This window comes from Amycolatopsis sp. A133 (assembly GCF_031082405.1).
In the GTDB taxonomy this organism is placed as follows: domain Bacteria; phylum Actinomycetota; class Actinomycetes; order Mycobacteriales; family Pseudonocardiaceae; genus Amycolatopsis.
The window spans coordinates 312,530-327,817 of sequence record NZ_JAVHJU010000001.1; the positions used below are offsets into that span (position 1 = coordinate 312,530).

General features: G+C 73.7%; 16 protein-coding genes. 8 read left to right on the top strand and 8 right to left on the bottom strand.

Translation table 11 applies throughout. The features are described 5' to 3' along the window. Positions 1–275 precede the first annotated feature (275 nt). Positions 276–776 carry a peptide deformylase gene (gene def / locus Q5425_RS01510; RefSeq protein WP_308670206.1) on the top strand — a complete coding sequence of 167 codons (501 nt, stop codon included), beginning with the start codon at positions 276–278 and terminating at the stop codon, positions 774–776. 2 nt (positions 777–778) lie between these two features. Here def and Q5425_RS01515 read toward each other — a convergent pair whose 3' ends face one another. The 4 genes from Q5425_RS01515 to Q5425_RS01530 form a co-directional block, all read right to left on the bottom strand. Further along, positions 779–1,840: a GNAT family N-acetyltransferase gene (locus Q5425_RS01515; protein ID WP_308670290.1), complete on the bottom strand. Its 1,062-nt coding sequence runs from the start codon at positions 1,838–1,840 to the stop codon at positions 779–781. A gap of 231 nt (positions 1,841–2,071) precedes the next feature. Further along, complete coding sequence (locus tag Q5425_RS01520; protein WP_308670207.1) at positions 2,072–2,803, bottom strand: VOC family protein; 732 nt, start codon at positions 2,801–2,803, stop codon at positions 2,072–2,074. 58 nt (positions 2,804–2,861) lie between these two features. After that, positions 2,862–3,629 (bottom strand): maleylpyruvate isomerase family mycothiol-dependent enzyme, encoded by a 768-nt coding sequence (locus Q5425_RS01525; protein ID WP_308670208.1) that lies wholly within the window; start codon positions 3,627–3,629, stop codon positions 2,862–2,864. Further along, positions 3,619–4,617 (bottom strand): SAV_6107 family HEPN domain-containing protein, encoded by a 999-nt coding sequence (locus Q5425_RS01530; RefSeq protein WP_308670209.1) that lies wholly within the window; start codon positions 4,615–4,617, stop codon positions 3,619–3,621. Before Q5425_RS01530 ends, Q5425_RS01525 begins: the two co-directional genes overlap by 11 nt. A gap of 223 nt (positions 4,618–4,840) precedes the next feature. Between Q5425_RS01530 and Q5425_RS01535 the strand changes: the two genes are divergently transcribed. Together Q5425_RS01535 and Q5425_RS01540 are read left to right on the top strand one after the other, a co-directional pair. Continuing rightward, the gene (locus Q5425_RS01535) at positions 4,841–5,353 is read left to right on the top strand and encodes a YbaK/EbsC family protein (protein ID WP_308670210.1); all 513 of its coding nucleotides are present in this window, start codon (positions 4,841–4,843) and stop codon (positions 5,351–5,353) included. Further along, complete coding sequence (locus Q5425_RS01540; RefSeq protein WP_308670211.1) at positions 5,350–5,922, top strand: GNAT family N-acetyltransferase; 573 nt, start codon at positions 5,350–5,352, stop codon at positions 5,920–5,922. Before Q5425_RS01535 ends, Q5425_RS01540 begins: the two co-directional genes overlap by 4 nt. Before the next feature lie 18 nt (positions 5,923–5,940). Here Q5425_RS01540 and Q5425_RS01545 read toward each other — a convergent pair whose 3' ends face one another. The 3 genes from Q5425_RS01545 to Q5425_RS01555 form a co-directional block, all read right to left on the bottom strand. Beyond that, complete coding sequence (locus Q5425_RS01545; RefSeq protein WP_308670212.1) at positions 5,941–6,807, bottom strand: EamA family transporter; 867 nt, start codon at positions 6,805–6,807, stop codon at positions 5,941–5,943. 217 nt (positions 6,808–7,024) lie between these two features. After that, positions 7,025–8,713 (bottom strand): DUF885 domain-containing protein, encoded by a 1,689-nt coding sequence (locus Q5425_RS01550; protein WP_308670213.1) that lies wholly within the window; start codon positions 8,711–8,713, stop codon positions 7,025–7,027. A 42-nt stretch (positions 8,714–8,755) separates the two neighbouring features. Beyond that, on the bottom strand, positions 8,756–9,640 hold the full coding sequence (locus Q5425_RS01555) for a methylenetetrahydrofolate reductase (protein ID WP_308670214.1): 885 nt from the start codon (positions 9,638–9,640) through the stop codon (positions 8,756–8,758). A 95-nt stretch (positions 9,641–9,735) separates the two neighbouring features. Between Q5425_RS01555 and merB the strand changes: the two genes are divergently transcribed. The 5 genes from merB to Q5425_RS01580 all read left to right on the top strand — a co-directional run bounded on the left by merB (position 9,736) and on the right by Q5425_RS01580 (position 14,751). Next, on the top strand, positions 9,736–10,425 hold the full coding sequence (merB, locus tag Q5425_RS01560) for an organomercurial lyase (protein WP_308670215.1): 690 nt from the start codon (positions 9,736–9,738) through the stop codon (positions 10,423–10,425). Between the two features lie 61 nt (positions 10,426–10,486). Next, positions 10,487–11,578, top strand: a complete 1,092-nt coding sequence (locus tag Q5425_RS01565; protein WP_308670216.1) for a polyprenyl synthetase family protein — start codon at positions 10,487–10,489, stop codon at positions 11,576–11,578. 1 nt (position 11,579) lies between these two features. Beyond that, complete coding sequence (gene crtI, locus Q5425_RS01570) at positions 11,580–13,052, top strand: phytoene desaturase family protein (protein ID WP_308670217.1); 1,473 nt, start codon at positions 11,580–11,582, stop codon at positions 13,050–13,052. Next, complete coding sequence (locus tag Q5425_RS01575) at positions 13,049–13,975, top strand: phytoene/squalene synthase family protein (protein WP_308670218.1); 927 nt, start codon at positions 13,049–13,051, stop codon at positions 13,973–13,975. Before crtI ends, Q5425_RS01575 begins: the two co-directional genes overlap by 4 nt. Then, complete coding sequence (locus tag Q5425_RS01580) at positions 13,972–14,751, top strand: LLM class F420-dependent oxidoreductase (protein ID WP_308670219.1); 780 nt, start codon at positions 13,972–13,974, stop codon at positions 14,749–14,751. Before Q5425_RS01575 ends, Q5425_RS01580 begins: the two co-directional genes overlap by 4 nt. A 4-nt stretch (positions 14,752–14,755) precedes the next feature. Here the strand turns inward: Q5425_RS01580 and Q5425_RS01585 are convergent, their stop codons facing one another. After that, positions 14,756–15,277: a CGNR zinc finger domain-containing protein gene (locus Q5425_RS01585; RefSeq protein ID WP_308670220.1), complete on the bottom strand. Its 522-nt coding sequence runs from the start codon at positions 15,275–15,277 to the stop codon at positions 14,756–14,758. Between the last annotated feature and the right edge of the window lie 11 nt (positions 15,278–15,288).

The window sequence follows — 15,288 nt, forward strand, 5'->3', positions numbered from 1 at the left end:
CACCTCGCGGAAACCTCGCGCTCGGAACCGGGATCGGGAGCCCGGGCGGTTCCCCGGCAGCACCCGCGGCTCAGCCCGCCCGGCGGCGGAAGCGGTTCGCCGGCAGCGCCCGCGGCTCCACCCGCCCGGCGGCGGAAGCGGTTCGCCGACAGCACCCGCGGCTCCACCCGCCCGGCAGCGGAAGCGGTTCGCCGAGCCGGGTTGCCGATTCCCGCGCAGCGGCGTTCGGGGCTGGCCTAAGCTGCCAGTCCACACGCACGAAGGATGTTCTGCTCATGGCGATGCGCGAACTGCGCTATTTCGGCGATCCGATCCTCAAGTCCGTCTGCGATCCGGTCACCGTGTTCGACGAGAAGCTCGAGGCGCTCGTGCGGGACCTGGTCGACTCGGTGAAACCCGCCGGGCGGGCCGGGCTGGCCGCCCCGCAGATCGGGGTGGGGCTTCGCGTTTTCAGCTACGACGTCGCCGGGCTGACCGGGTACGTCGTCAACCCCGAGATCGTCGAGCTGTCCGAAGAGACGCACGAGATCAACGAAGGCTGCCTGTCGGTGCCGGAGCTGTGGTTCCCCACCAAGCGGGCGAAGCACGCGAAGGTCCGGGGCGTCGACGTCCACAACGAGCCGATCGAGGTCGAAGGCGAGGACGTGCTGGCCCAATGCCTGCAGCACGAGACCGACCACCTCGACGGTGTTCTCTACCTCGACCGGCTCACCGCCGAGCGCAAGAAGTCCGCCCTGCGTGAAGCGCGCGAGAAAGACTGGTTCTGGAAGCGCTGAGCTCAAGCGGGCAGGAACAGCCTCAGCCGGGCGCCGTCCTCGACGCTGCGTTCCGTGCGCAGGCCGGCGCGGGCGGCGGTGCGGGGCAGGATGTCGTCGCCCGCGAGGCAGTCGGCGAACAGCTCCGTGATGCCCTGGGCCTCCGCGAGCACCGCGAGCCGCGCCAGCAACGCCGTGCCGATTCCCTGCTGCTGCCAGTCGTCCTCCACCAGCAGTGAGATCTCGGCGCCGCCCGAGAGCAGCGGGATCAGCTGGGCCAGGCCGATCACGTCGCGGCCGAAGACGGCGAGCACGCTCGTGCCGCGCGGGGGCACCAGCAGCCGGTGCAGCCGGCGGCGCGGCACCGTCCGCACGCCCGTGTGGTAGCGGCGGAACAGCGTGGCCATCGAGCAGCGGCGGTGCAGTTCGGCCACCGCGTCGGCGTCGCCGGGGACGCCCTTGCGCAGGACGATCGCCGCGCCGTCCGGGCGGTCGAGGACCACGGGGCCGGCCGCGTTGCGGGCCGCCGCCGCGAGCAACGTCACCAGCGCTTCGGCGCGGGTCAGCTCCAGCTGCACGAACGGCGCCCACCGGCGGCGCGCCACCAGCGCGCTGCCGCCGCCCAGCGCGAACACCGCGCGGTGCCCGCTTTCCGTGCGCGCCGGGTTCGCCTCGGCGGCGGGGACGAGCGTGACGACGTCCGCGGCCAGCACGTCCTTCAGCACTTCGGCGAGGCGGGCCGGGTCGTCGACCGCGCGGCGGGCCGCGAGCAGCGTCGACGCGGACGGGTCGACCAGCTCGTGGACGTCGGCGTCGATGATCGCGGTGCATTCGCAGCCCTCGGCGCGGATGGCGTCGGCCAGGTGCCGCCGGGGCAGGCCGGTCGCCGGACGCAGCACGATCTCGTCGAGCACCCCGCCGGGCACCGGCAGCACGGACAGCCCGAGGATGTTGCACTCGAGGTCGGCGAGCCGGATCGCGATGCGGGCGAGGGTGCCCGGGTGGTCGTGCATCCGGATCCGCACCCGCCAGGCCGACGGCGTGGCCGGCTCCTCGACGACGGCCGTCCGGCTCTGCTGGGTCAACGCTCGGGAGGTCTCCATGCCTCCACGGTGCCCCGGGGTTGTTGCCTCGCCAGGACGCCGGTGTTTCGCGCAGGTCAGCGTTCGACGCGCCCCGGCAACGCCGGCGAAACACTCGGCCGGACCACCGCTCGTCACCGGCCGTCCGCGAAGCCCGGCGGCGAGCCGCTGACCGGCGGGATCCGCGCGCCCCCGAGGGGACGGTTCATGATCAGCACACCACTGCGTGCGGGGTCAGCGTGGGGTCAGCACGCAGAACTCGTTGCCCTCCGGGTCCGTCAGCACGCGCCACGGGACCGCGGGACCGCCCGGATCCACCGGCGCCGCACCGGCCGCGACGACCTCCGCCACCGCCGCGGCGTGCCCGGCGCCCGCCGGCGGCGCGACGTCGAGGTGCACGCGGTTTTTGACTCGCTTGACGTCGTCGTTGCGGAGGAACTCCAGCCACGGCCCCCGCCCGGACGGCGCGCGCAGCCCCACCAGGACACCGCCTTTGCGGTCCTGGACCGGCCAGCCGGTGATCCGCGCCCAGAAGTCCGCCAGGACTTCCGGGGCGTGGGCGTCGACCAGGATCGACGCGACCGCGCCGGTGTCCGCGTACCGCTCGCGGGGTTCGAGGACGCAGAACTCGTTGCCCTCCGGGTCGGCCAGCACCGCCCACGGCACCGCGCCCTGCCCCAAGTCGACCCGGCGGCCGCCCAGCTCCAAGGCGCGCGCCACCAGCTCGGCCTGGTGCGCGCGGGTCTTGCTCGCCAGGTCCAGGTGGATGCGGTTTTTGCCCTCCTTGGGTTCGGGTACCGGCACAAAAACGAGGTCGAGGTCCCAGCCGTCGGTTCCCGGGGCGCGCACGTCGACCTCGCCGGGCTCCTCGACGGCGACGTGCCAGCCGAGCAGGGCGGCCCAGAAGTCCGCCAGGACCCTCGGCCGCGCTGCGTCGATCACCAGGTTCACCAGCCGTGCAGACATGTGCCGCAGGCTAACCGCCACCTCCGACGATTCCGGTTCGGCTTCCCCACCGGCCGGGTCATCGGGTCGCGAGCCGCAGCAGCGCCCAGAGCTGGGCCGCCTGGTCGTGCACGCCGCGCACGGTCACCGAGGTCAGGGACGCCCGGCCCCAGAGCCACAGGTAGATCTGCGCGGGTCCGGCCGTGACGACGTCGTCCGCGGCCTCGGCCTCCTCGGCCGAACAGCGCCAGGCGTCCGTGGTGACGGGTCCGGCCCGCGCGATCCAGCTGTGCGCGCCGGCCCGGACGCCGACCGAGCCCGCTTTGGTGCCGGTCAGGCCGAGCATCGGCAGCTTCTGCCCGAACCACAGGGTCAGGACCTCGTCGATGCCGTCGATCGCGACGTCGTCGGGCACGCCACGCGGTTCGGCGCCTGCCGCCTGTTCGACGTCCACCCGGTGGACGACGGTCTCGTGCAGCATCCGCCGTCGCCAGAACCCGTAGGTCCGGTCCGCGGGCCACCAGGTGTCGGCGCGCTCCTCCGGATCGTGCGCGGCGAGCTCGTCGAGCAGTTCGGTCAGGCCCGTTTCCAGGAATGCCTGCAGGCTCTGGCCCGGCTCGGGGTCGCGGGGCCAGTCGTCGGGGCTCCGGCCGTCGGTCAGCCGGCGCCGGACCATCCGGTAGAGGCTCCCGACGTGCCGGGCGACCTCGCCGAGCGACCAGCCGGGGCAGGCGGGCACCGGCGCTTCGGTCGGCGCCGCGTGCACGGCCTCGGCCAGCAGCCTGCCTTCGATTCCCAACGCCGTGAGCAACCGCCCCTGGTCGACCGGGCCGTGCTCACGCGACATGGGCTTCCCCGGTGATCGGCAGGCCGTGCACGAGACGGCGGACGAGCTCGAGGAACGACGTGGCGGCCCGGAGGAGCCCCTCGGCCGACTCGGCGGTGACTTTCCCGGTGATCCCGGCCTGCGCGGCGGCGCGCGCGGCCGAATTGCTGGCGAAGAAGGCAGACCATTCCCGCAGTTCGGGGGCCACGGAGTCGAGCAGCACCCAGGTGCTGGCGGGCCGGGCCCGCCCCCGGTGCGGCCGCCCCCGCGCGGCCAGCACGGCAGCGGCTCCCCGAAGGGCGGCGAGGTAGGCGCCGATGAAGCGTTCGGCGGGCCGGGATTCCCGCTCGGCCTCGGCCAGCCCGCGCCGCGCCTGGCCGAGCAGCCCGGCAGCGGCCGGAGACGCGGGAGGCCGGAGCGACATGGGCAGCTGCGACTGTGCGGAGTCCGCACCGGGCGGGCGCAGCGCCATCGGCAGCGCGGAGCCGGCTTCGGCGGCCGAAGCCGGGGACGGGCTCGGCTCGGACGAGCTGGACTGCGCGGGGATGGGCAGCTCGGGCTCACCGGAGCCGGTGTCGGCAACCGCAGGCCGGGACTGCTCCTGAGCCGGAACCGACACACGCGGCGGAATCGGCAGCTCGGACTCGCCGGAGCCGGTGTCGGCAGCCCGAGCCACAGACGGCAGGGGCCGACTGGAGTCCGCAGCGATCGGCAGGTCCAAGCTCCCCGCCACCACGGGCCGGGACTGCGGCGCGTCCGCACCGGCTGCCGCCGGCCGGGACTCCGGCGGTTCTGCCGCGACCGGGGTCGAGGTGCACAGGGAAATCGGCAGCTGGGGCTGCCGGGAGTCCGTCCCCGAGGCCGATGAACGCTGGCGGGGCTCCGCTCCGGCCGTCAGGCACTGCCGGGACCGCCCGCGGTGCGTGCCGGCCGGGGCCGGCTGCGGGCGCAGCGACATGGGCAGCTCGGGCTGCCCGGGATCCGTGGGGGACACGACCTTGACGGACATGACGACCCTCCTCCTGCGCGGGGTGAGCCCGATCAAGGGCCCGGTGCCGAGACGCTTCCCCCGTCCCGGTACCGGGCACCCGACCGGTGCGCGCTCACCAGATGTCGAACGCTTGTTCGAACAATTTCCAGAGTAACCCCGGACCCGGTGCGCGCTCAACCCCGGGGAGCAATCCCCGGACGTGGTACGGGACACCAGGTCGGTGGCGTGATCTCATAGGTTCATGAGTTCGCTGGAGCACCCCGCCGTCGCCAAGGTGGCGGCCGCGCTGGCCGAAGCCGGGCAGCACGCCGCCGCCGAGGGCATCCGTGTCCTGCCCGCCGAGGTCCGGACCGCCGCTCAGGCGGCCGATGCGCTCGGCGTGCCCGTCGGGGCCATCGCCAACAGCCTCATCTTCCGCCTGGGGTCCGACAAAAAAGCGCTCCTCGCGCTGACGTCCGGTGCCCACCGCGCCGATCCGGCCACCCTCGAACGGCTGGCCGGCGGCGAAATCGGCAAGGCCGACGCCGATTTTGTGCGGGCGCACACCGGGCAGCCGATCGGCGGGGTCGCCCCCGTCGGGCACCCCGAACCGCTGCCCACCCTCGTCGACACCGCGTTGCGCGCCCACGACGTCGTGTGGGCGGCGGCCGGGCACCCGAAGGCCGTGTCCCCCACGACCTTCGCCGGGCTGGTGGCGTTGACCGGGGGCACCCCGGGCGCGCTCGCCGGCGCGGAGGAAGATGGACAGCCGTGACCGCGATGCCCGCCGGCTGCTCCCGTTACGTGCAGCTCTCCTCGGACGAGTTCCGCGCCCGCCTGCCCGAAGCGCTCGACATCTACGTGCGGGCGATGCGGTACCCGGCGGGCACCGCCGAGCAGCGCGCGCCGATGTGGCTCACCCACGCGCTGCGCGAGGGCTGGCGCTGCATGGCCGCGCTCGACGCCGACGGCGTCCTGCTCGGCGTGGCGTACGGCTACCGCGGCCGGGCCGGGCAGTGGTGGCACGAGCAGGTGCGCCACGGCCTGAGCCGCCGGTCCGGGGCCGCCGAGGCCGACCGCTGGCTGTCGGACTACTTCGAGCTGACCGAGATCCACGTCCGGCCGGAGAACCAGGGCCACCAGATCGGCGAAGACCTGCTGCGCAGCCTGCTGGACGGCGTCCCGAGCGCGAACGTGCTGCTGTCGACCCCCGAGGGCACCAGCCGGGCGTGGAAGCTCTACCGCCGCACCGGGTTCGTCGACGTCCTGCGCGATTACCACTTCGCCGGCGACCCGCGGCCGTTCGCGATCCTGGGGCGTGCGCTGCCCCTCGACCCGCGCTGAGCCGAGGGGCAGCGGCCGTCACCGCGGTTCCGGGCGCCAGTAGCCGACGACCAGCGCCGCGACCAGCACGGCGGCCCCGCACCACGCCGTGACGCTCAGCCGTTCCCCGAGCAGCAGGGCGGACAGCACCGCGGCCGTCAGCGGCTCGAGCACCGCCGACAGCGCGCCGAGCACCGGGTGCGCGTCCGCCAGCCCGCGCAGGTACGCGGCGTAGGCGAGCGCAGTCGGGATCGCGCCGAGGTAGCAGACGAGCGCGAGCACGTCCGCGTGCAGCGGGATCGCCATGCCGGACCAGCTCGCGGCCGGCAGGAGCAGCAGGCCGCCGGTGAGGCAGCCGAACGCCGTCGTCGACAGCGGCTCGAGGCCTTCGACGGGCTTCGCGGTGACCAGGGTGAGGGTCGCGAAGCCGGCCGCCGCGAGCAGGGCGAAGCCGAGGCCGCCGAACGAAATCGCTTCGCCCGGTGACCACTGGAGCAGCACCAGGCCGGCGAGGGTGCCCGTCACGGAGACCACCGTCCAGCGACGGAGTTTCCGCACCGACGCGAGGGTGACGATGACGGGCGCGGCGCCGATCGTGGTCATGGTGGCGACACTGACCGAGCTGAGCGCGACGGCGGCGAAGTAGCTCGCTTGGAAGAGGGCGAAGAGACCGCCGACGGCGAGGATGCGCTTCACCGCTTCGGGCGTCCGAGGGAGGGTGCCGCGTTTCAGGAAGGCGATCCCGACGGCCCCGCCGACGAGCAGCCGGTAGTCGGCGACGGCGAGCGGGTGGAGGCCGGCCAGCCGGCCGAGCAGCGAGCCGGCGAGGCCACCGGTGCCCCAGAGGACACCGGCAAGGATCAGCGCGGCCGACGAGCGGGCGCGCGTGGGAAGGACGAGGGACATGAACGCTCCTGCGTCTGCGTCGAAGGAAAGGGAGTTCGACGAACGCGGGGCGGTGCGCAAGCCAAATCAGCCGCGGGCTGCAAAAGCCACGCGGCGAGGGACCACCCCGCTCAGCCGCGGGGCGGTGGGGTGACGAAGAGGATCCGGCGCACGAGCGGAACCTATCGGGGAGACGCGAAGCGGGGCCACCGGTTTTCCGGTGACCCCGCCCACGTACTCAGTCCAGGTGGGACAGCTGCTCCCGCAGCGTGTCCAGCCCCATGCCGCCCATCTTCAACGCCTCCGTGTGGAACCGCTTGATGTCGAACCCCGCTCCCGCGCGGGCCTGGGCCTCCGACCGGGCCGCCAGCCAAAGGCGCTCGCCGATCTTGTACGCCGGGGCCTGGCCCGGCCAGCCCAGGTACCGGTCGATCTCGTCGCGGATGTGCGCCTGGTCGGTGATCGTGCGGGTCAGCATGAACTCCAGGCCCAGCTCCGGGGTCCACCGCGCACCCTCGTGGAAGCCCGTTCCGGCCGGGATCGGCAGCTCCAGGTGCATGCCGAGGTCGACCACCACGCGGGCCGCGCGGAACAGCTGCTCCGACAGCATTCCCAGCAGGTCTCCGTCGTCGGACAGGTAGCCCAGTTCCTCCATCAGGCGCTCGGCGTACAGGGCCCAGCCCTCCGCGTGGCCGGACGTGAACGCCATCAGGCGCTGGTACTTGTTCAACCCGCTCGATTGGTCCACCGCCGTCGCGATCTGGAGGTGGTGGCCCGGAGCTCCCTCGTGGTACACCGTGCTCGTTTCGCGCCACGTGCTGAACTCGTCGCGGCCCGCCGGCAGGGACCACCACATGCGGCCCGGACGGGCGAAGTCCTCGCTGGGCGCCGTGTAGTACGCGCCGACGCCGCCGCCCGGCGGGGCGATCTTGCACTCCAACGCCATCACGCGGTCGGAAATCTCGAAGTGCTTGCCGCGCAACGACTTCAGGGCGTCGTCGGACAGGCGCTGCATCCACGCCTCGAACTCGGCCCGGCCGCGGACGCGGTAGCGGGGGTCGGCGTCCAGGACCGCCGCGGCCTCCGACGGTGTCGAACCCGCCTTGATCCGGTGGGCGACCGCGCGCATTTCGGCCTCGATCCGGGCGAACTCCGCCCAGCCCCACTCGTAGGCCTCCCGCAGGTCCAGCGCCGCGCCGACGAAGTACCGCGACCACAGGCGGTAGCCGTCCTCGCCGACGGCGTCCTTGACCGGTGCCTTCGGCGCCAGCTCGGCGCGCAGGAACCCGGCGAACTCCGCGAACGCCTCTTCCGCGGCCCGCGCGCCGCGCCCGAGGTCGGACACCAGCGCTGAACCCTGCGCAGCCGCGCCGCCGACGAGCTCGGTGAAGAAGCCCTTCTCTTCCTTGAGACCCGCCCACGTCTCGCACTGCTCCGCCACCTTCGCGACCTGCCGCAGCGCCGCGACGTGCCCCGCGTCGGACGCCGACAGCAGGCCGCTGCGGAGGCCCGCGAGCGCGCGCGGGACCTCGCCGATGCGAGCCGAGACGACCGACCAGTCGTGCTCGGTGTCCAGCGGCATCAGGTCGAACGCCATCCGCAGGTCCTGCACCGGGCTGGCGATGACGTTGAGGCTCGCCACGTCCAAACCGGCCTCGTGGATCTCCAGCTCCAGGCCGATGCGCTCGGTGAACACGGCCTTCGCCGCGCGTTCGGCGGCGTCGCGCGGTTCGGCGGCGGTGACGGCGGCGTGCGCCCGCGCGGCCAGCCCGGCGCGCTCGGCGAAGCCGTCCGCCGAGTAGTCGGTCAGCCGGTGGTCGTGGCCGACGACGCCGTGGACGGTCGCCGAGACCGGGTCCGCGGCCACGTAGTCGTCGACGTAGCGGTCACAGATCTCGTGCACGCCTTCGGAAGGAGTAGAAGCCATGCGCCGCACGCTACCGGGCCGCACGTACCCGGTGGTACGTACTTAAGCACGGGCCGGGACGAGTCCCAGGCGGGCGATCACCTCGCGGGTCGCCTTCGAGCGGTTGAACGTGTAGAAGTGCAGGTTCGGCACGCCCTCGGCGATCAGCTTCTCGCACAGCTCGGTGATCACGTCGATGCCCGCCGCGCGGAACGCCTTCGGGTCGTCGGCCAGCGGTTCGAGCCGGTCCAGGAGCTTCCGGGGGGCCGGGGCGCCGGACAGCTTGATCGTCGTCTGCAGCGTCCGCCACGTCGTCAGCGGCATCACGCCGGGCAGCACCGGGACGTCGCAGCCGGTCGCGGCCACCCGGTCGCGCAGGCGCAGGAAGTCCCCGGCGTCGTGGAACAGCTGCGCGATCGCGAAGTCCGCGCCCGCCCGCAGCTTGCGGACCAGGTACTTCGTGTCGGTCTCGAGGTCGGGCGAGCGCGGGTGGCCGTAGGTGGACGCCGACACGCCGACGCAGAAGTCGCCCAGCTCGCGGACCAGCTGCACCAGTTCCTCGGCGTAGTTGAGGCCCTCCGGGTGCGGGATCCACTCGCCGTAGACGTCGCCGGGCGGGTCGCCGCGCAGCGCGAGGATGTTGCGGACGCCGACCGAGGCGTACCAGCCGATGACGTTGCGCAGCTCGGCGACGGAGTGGTTGACCGCGGTCAGGTGGGCCATCGGCACCAGCGTCGTCTCGGTCGCGACGCGGGCGATGCTGCGGATCGTGCCGTCGCGGCTGGAGCCGCCGGCCCCGTAGGTGATCGACATGTAGGCCGGGTCGTACGGCTCGAGCTCCCGGATCGCCTTCCAGAGGACGGCCTCGTCCGCCGTGTCCCGGGGCGGGAAGAACTCGATGGAGAACTTGGGCCCGTCTCCGCGCAACCGCTCGATCACCGACGTCATACCCGCATGTTAAGGGCCGCCGCCCGGTATCCGGGAGCCCCTGTCCGCGTCGCGAGACAGTCATTCGAGTCACCTTCGAGGCCTAGACTGGGGCGGTGCGGGACGACGACGCGAGCTGGGACGAGGACGTGCGCCTCGCGGTCTACCGCGCCTTCGCCCGCCACGGCCGCGCGCCGGCGGCGCCGGAGCTGGCCGACGCCGCGGGCGGGTCGCTCGCCGTCGCCAAGCAGGCCCTGCACCGCCTCGCCGACGCCCGCCACCTGGTGCTCGACGAGTGCGAGCACGTCGTGCTGGCCCACCCGTTCGCCGCGAGGTCGCTCGGCTTCTCCGTGATGGGCTCGCACACGTTGTGGTGGGGCGGCTGCGCGTGGGACTCGTTCGCCATCCCGCACCTGGTCGACGGCGAGCCGGAGGTCCTCGTCGCGACCCGTTGCCCCGGCTGCGGGCAGCCGCACGCGCTGGTCGTGGACCGCGCGGCGCCGCCGCCGGGCCGCCAGGTGGCGCACTTCCCGGTGCCCGCGGCGCGGATGTGGGACGACGTGCTGCTGACGTGCGCGAACCAGCGCCTCTTCTGCTGCGAGTCCTGTGTGGACGCCTGGCTGGCGGAAACCGGCCTGGCCAAGGGATCCGTGCTGGACCTGGTCACCCTCTGGCGGCTCGCGCGCGGCTGGTACGCGGGCCGGCTGGAGCGCGGCTACCGGCGGCGCGCACCGGAAGACGCCGTCGCCTACTTCGCCGAGGCGGGCCTCACCGGCCCGTTCTGGGCGGCCACGGCCGGAGTCTGATTCGCCACATCGGGGTGACCCGGCGGCCCGCGCGCCCGCGGGTTCGGCGAGTATTACGGGCATGAACGCGCCCGCCGCCGACACCGACCTGCCCGTCCACGTCGAGCGCGCGCTGGCCGGGTTCCTCGATCGGGCGGGCACCGCGATCCTGGCCACCGAGCCGACCGTGGCCGCCGGGATCGACGCGCTGCGCGGGTTCGTGCTGAACGGCGGCAAACGCCTGCGTCCGACGTTCGCCTGGTGGGGCTGGCGCGGCGCGGGCGGCGATCCGGCGGGCCCGGACGCCGAGGGCGTGCTGCAGGCGGTGTCCAGCCTGGAGCTGATCCAGGCGTGCGCGCTGATCCACGACGACCTCATCGACTCCTCCGACTCCCGCCGCGGCTTCCCGACCGTGCACATCGCGGGCGCGAAGCTGCACGCCGACCGCGGCTGGCTCGGCTCGCCCGCGACGTTCGGCCTGGCCACCGCGGTGCTGGTCGGCGACCTGGCGCTGGCCTGGGCGGACGACATGTTCGCCGACGCCCCGCTGCCGGCGGAGACCCTCGCCGCGGCCCGCCCGGCCTGGCGCGCGATGCGCACCGAGGTCCTCGCCGGGCAGTACCTCGACGTCCGCACGCAGGCCACCGGGGACGCCTCCGTCGAGGCCGCGCTCAAGATCGACCGGCTCAAGACGGCCGCCTACACCGTGCAGCGGCCGCTGCACCTCGGCGCCGCGCTGGGCGGGGCCTCGCCCGAACTGATCGCCACGCTGCTGGAGTTCGGTGGCGAGGTCGGCGTGGCGTTCCAGCTGCGCGACGACCTGCTGGGCGTGTTCGGCGACCCCTCGGTCACCGGCAAGCCCGCCGGCGACGACCTGCGCGAGGGCAAGCGCACGCTGCTCGTCGCGCTCGGCCTGCAGCTCGCAGCGGAGAAGGACGAGCAGGCCGCGGCCACGGTGATCGCCGACGCGATCGGCGACGCGGACCTGTCCGACGAGGGCGTCGAGACCGTCCGGATGGCGTTGCAGCAGGTCGGCGCGGTCGACGCGGTGGAGCGGCGGATCGACGAGCTGACGACGGCGGCGATGGCCGCGCTGGACCGCGCGCACCTGGCCGAGCCGGCGCCCGAGGCGCTGACCGGGCTGGTCGTCAAGGCCACCCAGCGGACGTACTGACGTGCGGACGACAGACGGTCCCGCCGACCACGTCGTCGTGATCGGGGCCGGGCTGGCCGGCTTGTCGGCGACGCTGCACCTGCTCGGCGCGGGACGGCAGGTCACGCTGCTGGAGCAGGCGGACGTCCCAGGGGGCCGGGCCGGGCAGCGCAGCTTCGACGGCAACGCCGTCGACACCGGCGCGAGCGTGCTGACCATGCCGGAGCTCCTCGAAGAAGCGTTCGCCGCCGTCGGCGAGCCCCTGGCCAAGAACCTGCGCCTGACCAGGCTCGACCCGGCGTACCGGGCGCGGTTCGCCGACGGCCGCGAGCTGGCGCTGCGCACCGACGGCGACGCGATGGAGGCCGAGATCCGCGCCTTCGCCGGCGCCCGCGAAGCGGCGGGCTACCGGGCGCTGCGGCGCTGGCTGACCGAGCTGTACACCGTCCAGAAGGACCACTTCCTGGCGGCCAACTTCGACTCGCCGCTCGACCTGGCCCGCCCCGAGCTGGCCAAGCTCGCCGCGCTGGGCGGGTTCGGCAGGCTCGGCCCCCGCGTCGCCCGCTACCTGCGGGACGAGCGGGTCCGGCGGCTGTTCACCTTCCAGGCCCTCTACGCGGGCCTGGACCCGGCACGCGCGATGGCCGCGTACGGCGTCATCGCCTACATGGACACCGTCGGCGGCGTCTACTACCCCGAAGGCGGGATGGGCGAAATCGGCCGCGCGCTGACCGGGGCCGCCGCGCGGGCGGGCGCGGACGTGCGGTTCGGCACCGAAGCCGCGTGGCTCGAACGGGTGAATTCGCGGGTGCGCGCGGTCCGGACGCGCTCGGGCGAGCGGATCGCCTGCGACGCCGTCGTGCTGGCCACCGAGCTGGGCACGGCCTACCGGCTGCTCGGCGCGCGGCCCCGCCGTCCGCTGCCGCTGCGCTACTCGCCGTCGGCCGTGGTGCTGCACGGGCGCGCGACGCAGAAGTGGGACCTCGGCCACCACACGATCTTCTTCGGCGGCGCCTGGGAACGGACCTTCGCCGAGATCGTCCGCGAAGGCAAGCTGATGAGCGACCCGTCGCTGCTGGTCACGCGGCCGACGGCGACCGACCCGGGGCTGGCCGGGCGCGGTGGAGAGATCGTCTCGGTGCTCGCACCCGCGCCGAACCTGCGTCGCGGGCCGATCGACTGGGACCACGTCCGCGGGCCGTACCGGGAAGAGCTGCTCCGCACGCTCGAAGCCCGCGGGCTGACCGGGTTCGCCGGCGAATTCACCGTCGACGAGACGATCACCCCGGCGGACTGGGCGGCGCGCGGGCTCACCGCCGGAACGCCGTTCTCGCTGGCGCACACGTTCGCGCAGACCGGCCCGTTCCGGCCGGCGAACCTGGTCCGCGCGGCGGGCAACGTCGTGCTGGCCGGCTGCGGCACCACTCCCGGCGTCGGCATCCCGCCGGTGCTCATCTCCGGACGGCTGGCGGCGGAACGGATCACCGGCCGGTGAACGAACTCGACGCGGCGGGCATCACCGGGCCCGCCCTGCGCGCCGCCTACACCGAATGCCGCCGCATCAACGCCCACTACGGGCGCACGTTCTTCCTGGCGACGCGGCTGCTGCCGGCCCGGGCCCGGCCCGCCGCCCACACGCTGTACGGCTTCGCGCGGATGGCCGACGAACTGGTCGACAACCCCTCGCCCGGCAGCGATCCGGCGGCCGAGCTGGACCGCGTCGCGGCCATGGTCGACGTCGTCTTCACGGGCGGGACCCCGGACGACCCGGTGCTGGTGGCGCTGTCGGACACGGTGCGCCGGTACGGCATCGGGCGCGACCTGTTCGACGCGTTCCTGAAGTCCATGCGGATGGATCTCCAGCCCGCCGAGTACCCGACCTTCGCCGAGCTCGGCGAGTACACGTACGGCTCCGCCGCGGTGATCGGGCTGCAGATGCTGCCGGTGTTCGGCACGACCGGCCCGCTCGCCGACGCGGAACCGGGCGCGATCGCGCTGGGCGAGGCGTTCCAGCTGACGAACTTCCTGCGCGACGTCGGCGAGGACCTCGACCGCGGGCGGCTGTACCTGCCGGTTTCGGAGCTGGCCGCGTTCGGCGTCTCGCGCGAGCTGCTGGAGCGGCGGCGGCCCGACCCGCGGATCCGGGCGGCGCTGGCGTACTTCGTCGCGCGGACGCGGGCGGTGTACCGGCGGGCCGAAGCCGGCGTCGCGTTGCTGCGCCCCGAATCGCGGCCCTGCGTGCGGACGGCGTTGACGCTGTACGAAGGAATCCTCGACGAGATCGTCGCGCTGGACTACGACATCCTGACGCGGCGGGCCGTGGTGCCGAAGCGGCGGAGGCTGTTAGTCGCACTACCCCCCTTGGCCGCGGTCTGGGCGAGCGAGACGTTCCAGGGCGGTCGTAGGCTGCGATCATGACCGAACGACGCATCCGGATCGGCCTGCAGCTCCAGCCGCAGCACGCCGACTACGACTCCATCCGGCGCACCGCGTCGGCCGCCGAGGACCTCGGCGCCGACATCGTTTTCAACTGGGACCACTTCTACCCGCTGTACGGCGACCCCGAGGGCATGCACTTCGAGTGCTGGACGATGCTCGGCGCCTGGGCGGAGTCGACGTCCCGGGTGGAGATCGGCGCGCTCGTCACGTGCAACAGCTACCGCAACCCCGAGCTGCTGGCGGACATGGCCCGCACGGTCGACCACATCTCCGGCGGGCGGCTCATCCTCGGCATCGGCTCCGGCTGGTTCGAGAAGGACTACGAGGAGTACGGCTACGAGTTCGGCACGGCGGGCGGCCGCCTCGACGACCTCGCCGAGGCCCTCCCCCGCATCGAGTCGCGCCTCGGCAAGCTGAACCCGGCGCCGACCCGCAAGATCCCGGTCCTGATCGGCGGCGGGGGCGAGAAGAAGACGCTCAAGCTGGTGGCCAGGCACGGCGACATCTGGCACGGCTTCGGCGACCCGGAGGTCGTCGCCCGCAAGGTCAAGATCCTCGACCAGCACTGCGCGGACGTCGGCCGCGACCCGGCCGAGATCGAGCGTTCGTGCGGTGTCCAGGGCGAGCCGGACGAGCTGGGCCCGAAGCTCCTGGAGCTGGGTGTCACGACGTTCACCGTCGGTGTCGGCGGCCCGGACTACGACCTGGACGCGCTCAAGTCCTGGATCGCCTGGCGCGACAAGACCCAGGGCTGAGCCTTCAGCTTCGCGCCCGGTGCGCGGCGACGCGTTCGCGGGTCGCGCACCGGGGCGAGCAGAACTTCCGCGGGCTGCCGCCCCCCGTGTGCGCGAACGGCTTCCCGCACGACGGCGACGCGCACAGCCCGCCCGGCACGTCCTGGCGGTCCGCCAGCAGCGCCGCCAGCCCCAGCGCCGACGACGTCACCAGCCACGCGCCCCACGGCCCGTCGTCGGCCGCGTCCACGTGCAGGTGCCAGCCGTAGCCCTCCTCGTGGTCGGTCAGCCGCGGCGGGCCCGCGTACTTCGCGAACAACGCGTTCAGCACCGAAGCCGCCGAAGCGACGTCAGGCGCCGCGAAGACTTCGCGCAGTTCGAGGGCCGCCGCACGCAGTTCCGAGACGTCCTCCGCGGACAGCGAGACGTCCGGTTCGCCGTGCTCGCGCAGGACCTGCGCCACCGAGGCCGGGTCGGGGGACGGGACCAGCAGGACACCCAGCAGATCGACCGCGCGCTGCACGGAATCCCGGTGCGGAAAGGTCATGCCCCACTGTA

Bases quoted from the DNA above. Each gene is read 5' to 3' on its own strand.
- def (WP_308670206.1), top strand. From the start codon at position 276: ATGGCGATGCGCGAACTGCGCTATTTCGGCGATCCGATCCTCAAGTCC.
- Q5425_RS01550 (WP_308670213.1), bottom strand. From the start codon at position 8,713: ATGGCTTCTACTCCTTCCGAAGGCGTGCACGAGATCTGTGACCGCTAC.
- Q5425_RS01565 (WP_308670216.1), top strand. From the start codon at position 10,487: ATGAACGCGCCCGCCGCCGACACCGACCTGCCCGTCCACGTCGAGCGC.
- Q5425_RS01555 (WP_308670214.1), bottom strand. From the start codon at position 9,640: ATGACGTCGGTGATCGAGCGGTTGCGCGGAGACGGGCCCAAGTTCTCC.
- Q5425_RS01585 (WP_308670220.1), bottom strand. From the start codon at position 15,277: ATGACCTTTCCGCACCGGGATTCCGTGCAGCGCGCGGTCGATCTGCTG.
- Q5425_RS01530 (WP_308670209.1), bottom strand. From the start codon at position 4,617: ATGTCCGTCAAGGTCGTGTCCCCCACGGATCCCGGGCAGCCCGAGCTG.
- Q5425_RS01545 (WP_308670212.1), bottom strand. From the start codon at position 6,807: ATGTCCCTCGTCCTTCCCACGCGCGCCCGCTCGTCGGCCGCGCTGATC.
- Q5425_RS01535 (WP_308670210.1), top strand. From the start codon at position 4,841: ATGAGTTCGCTGGAGCACCCCGCCGTCGCCAAGGTGGCGGCCGCGCTG.
- Q5425_RS01520 (WP_308670207.1), bottom strand. From the start codon at position 2,803: ATGTCTGCACGGCTGGTGAACCTGGTGATCGACGCAGCGCGGCCGAGG.
- Q5425_RS01525 (WP_308670208.1), bottom strand. From the start codon at position 3,629: ATGTCGCGTGAGCACGGCCCGGTCGACCAGGGGCGGTTGCTCACGGCG.
- Q5425_RS01580 (WP_308670219.1), top strand. From the start codon at position 13,972: ATGACCGAACGACGCATCCGGATCGGCCTGCAGCTCCAGCCGCAGCAC.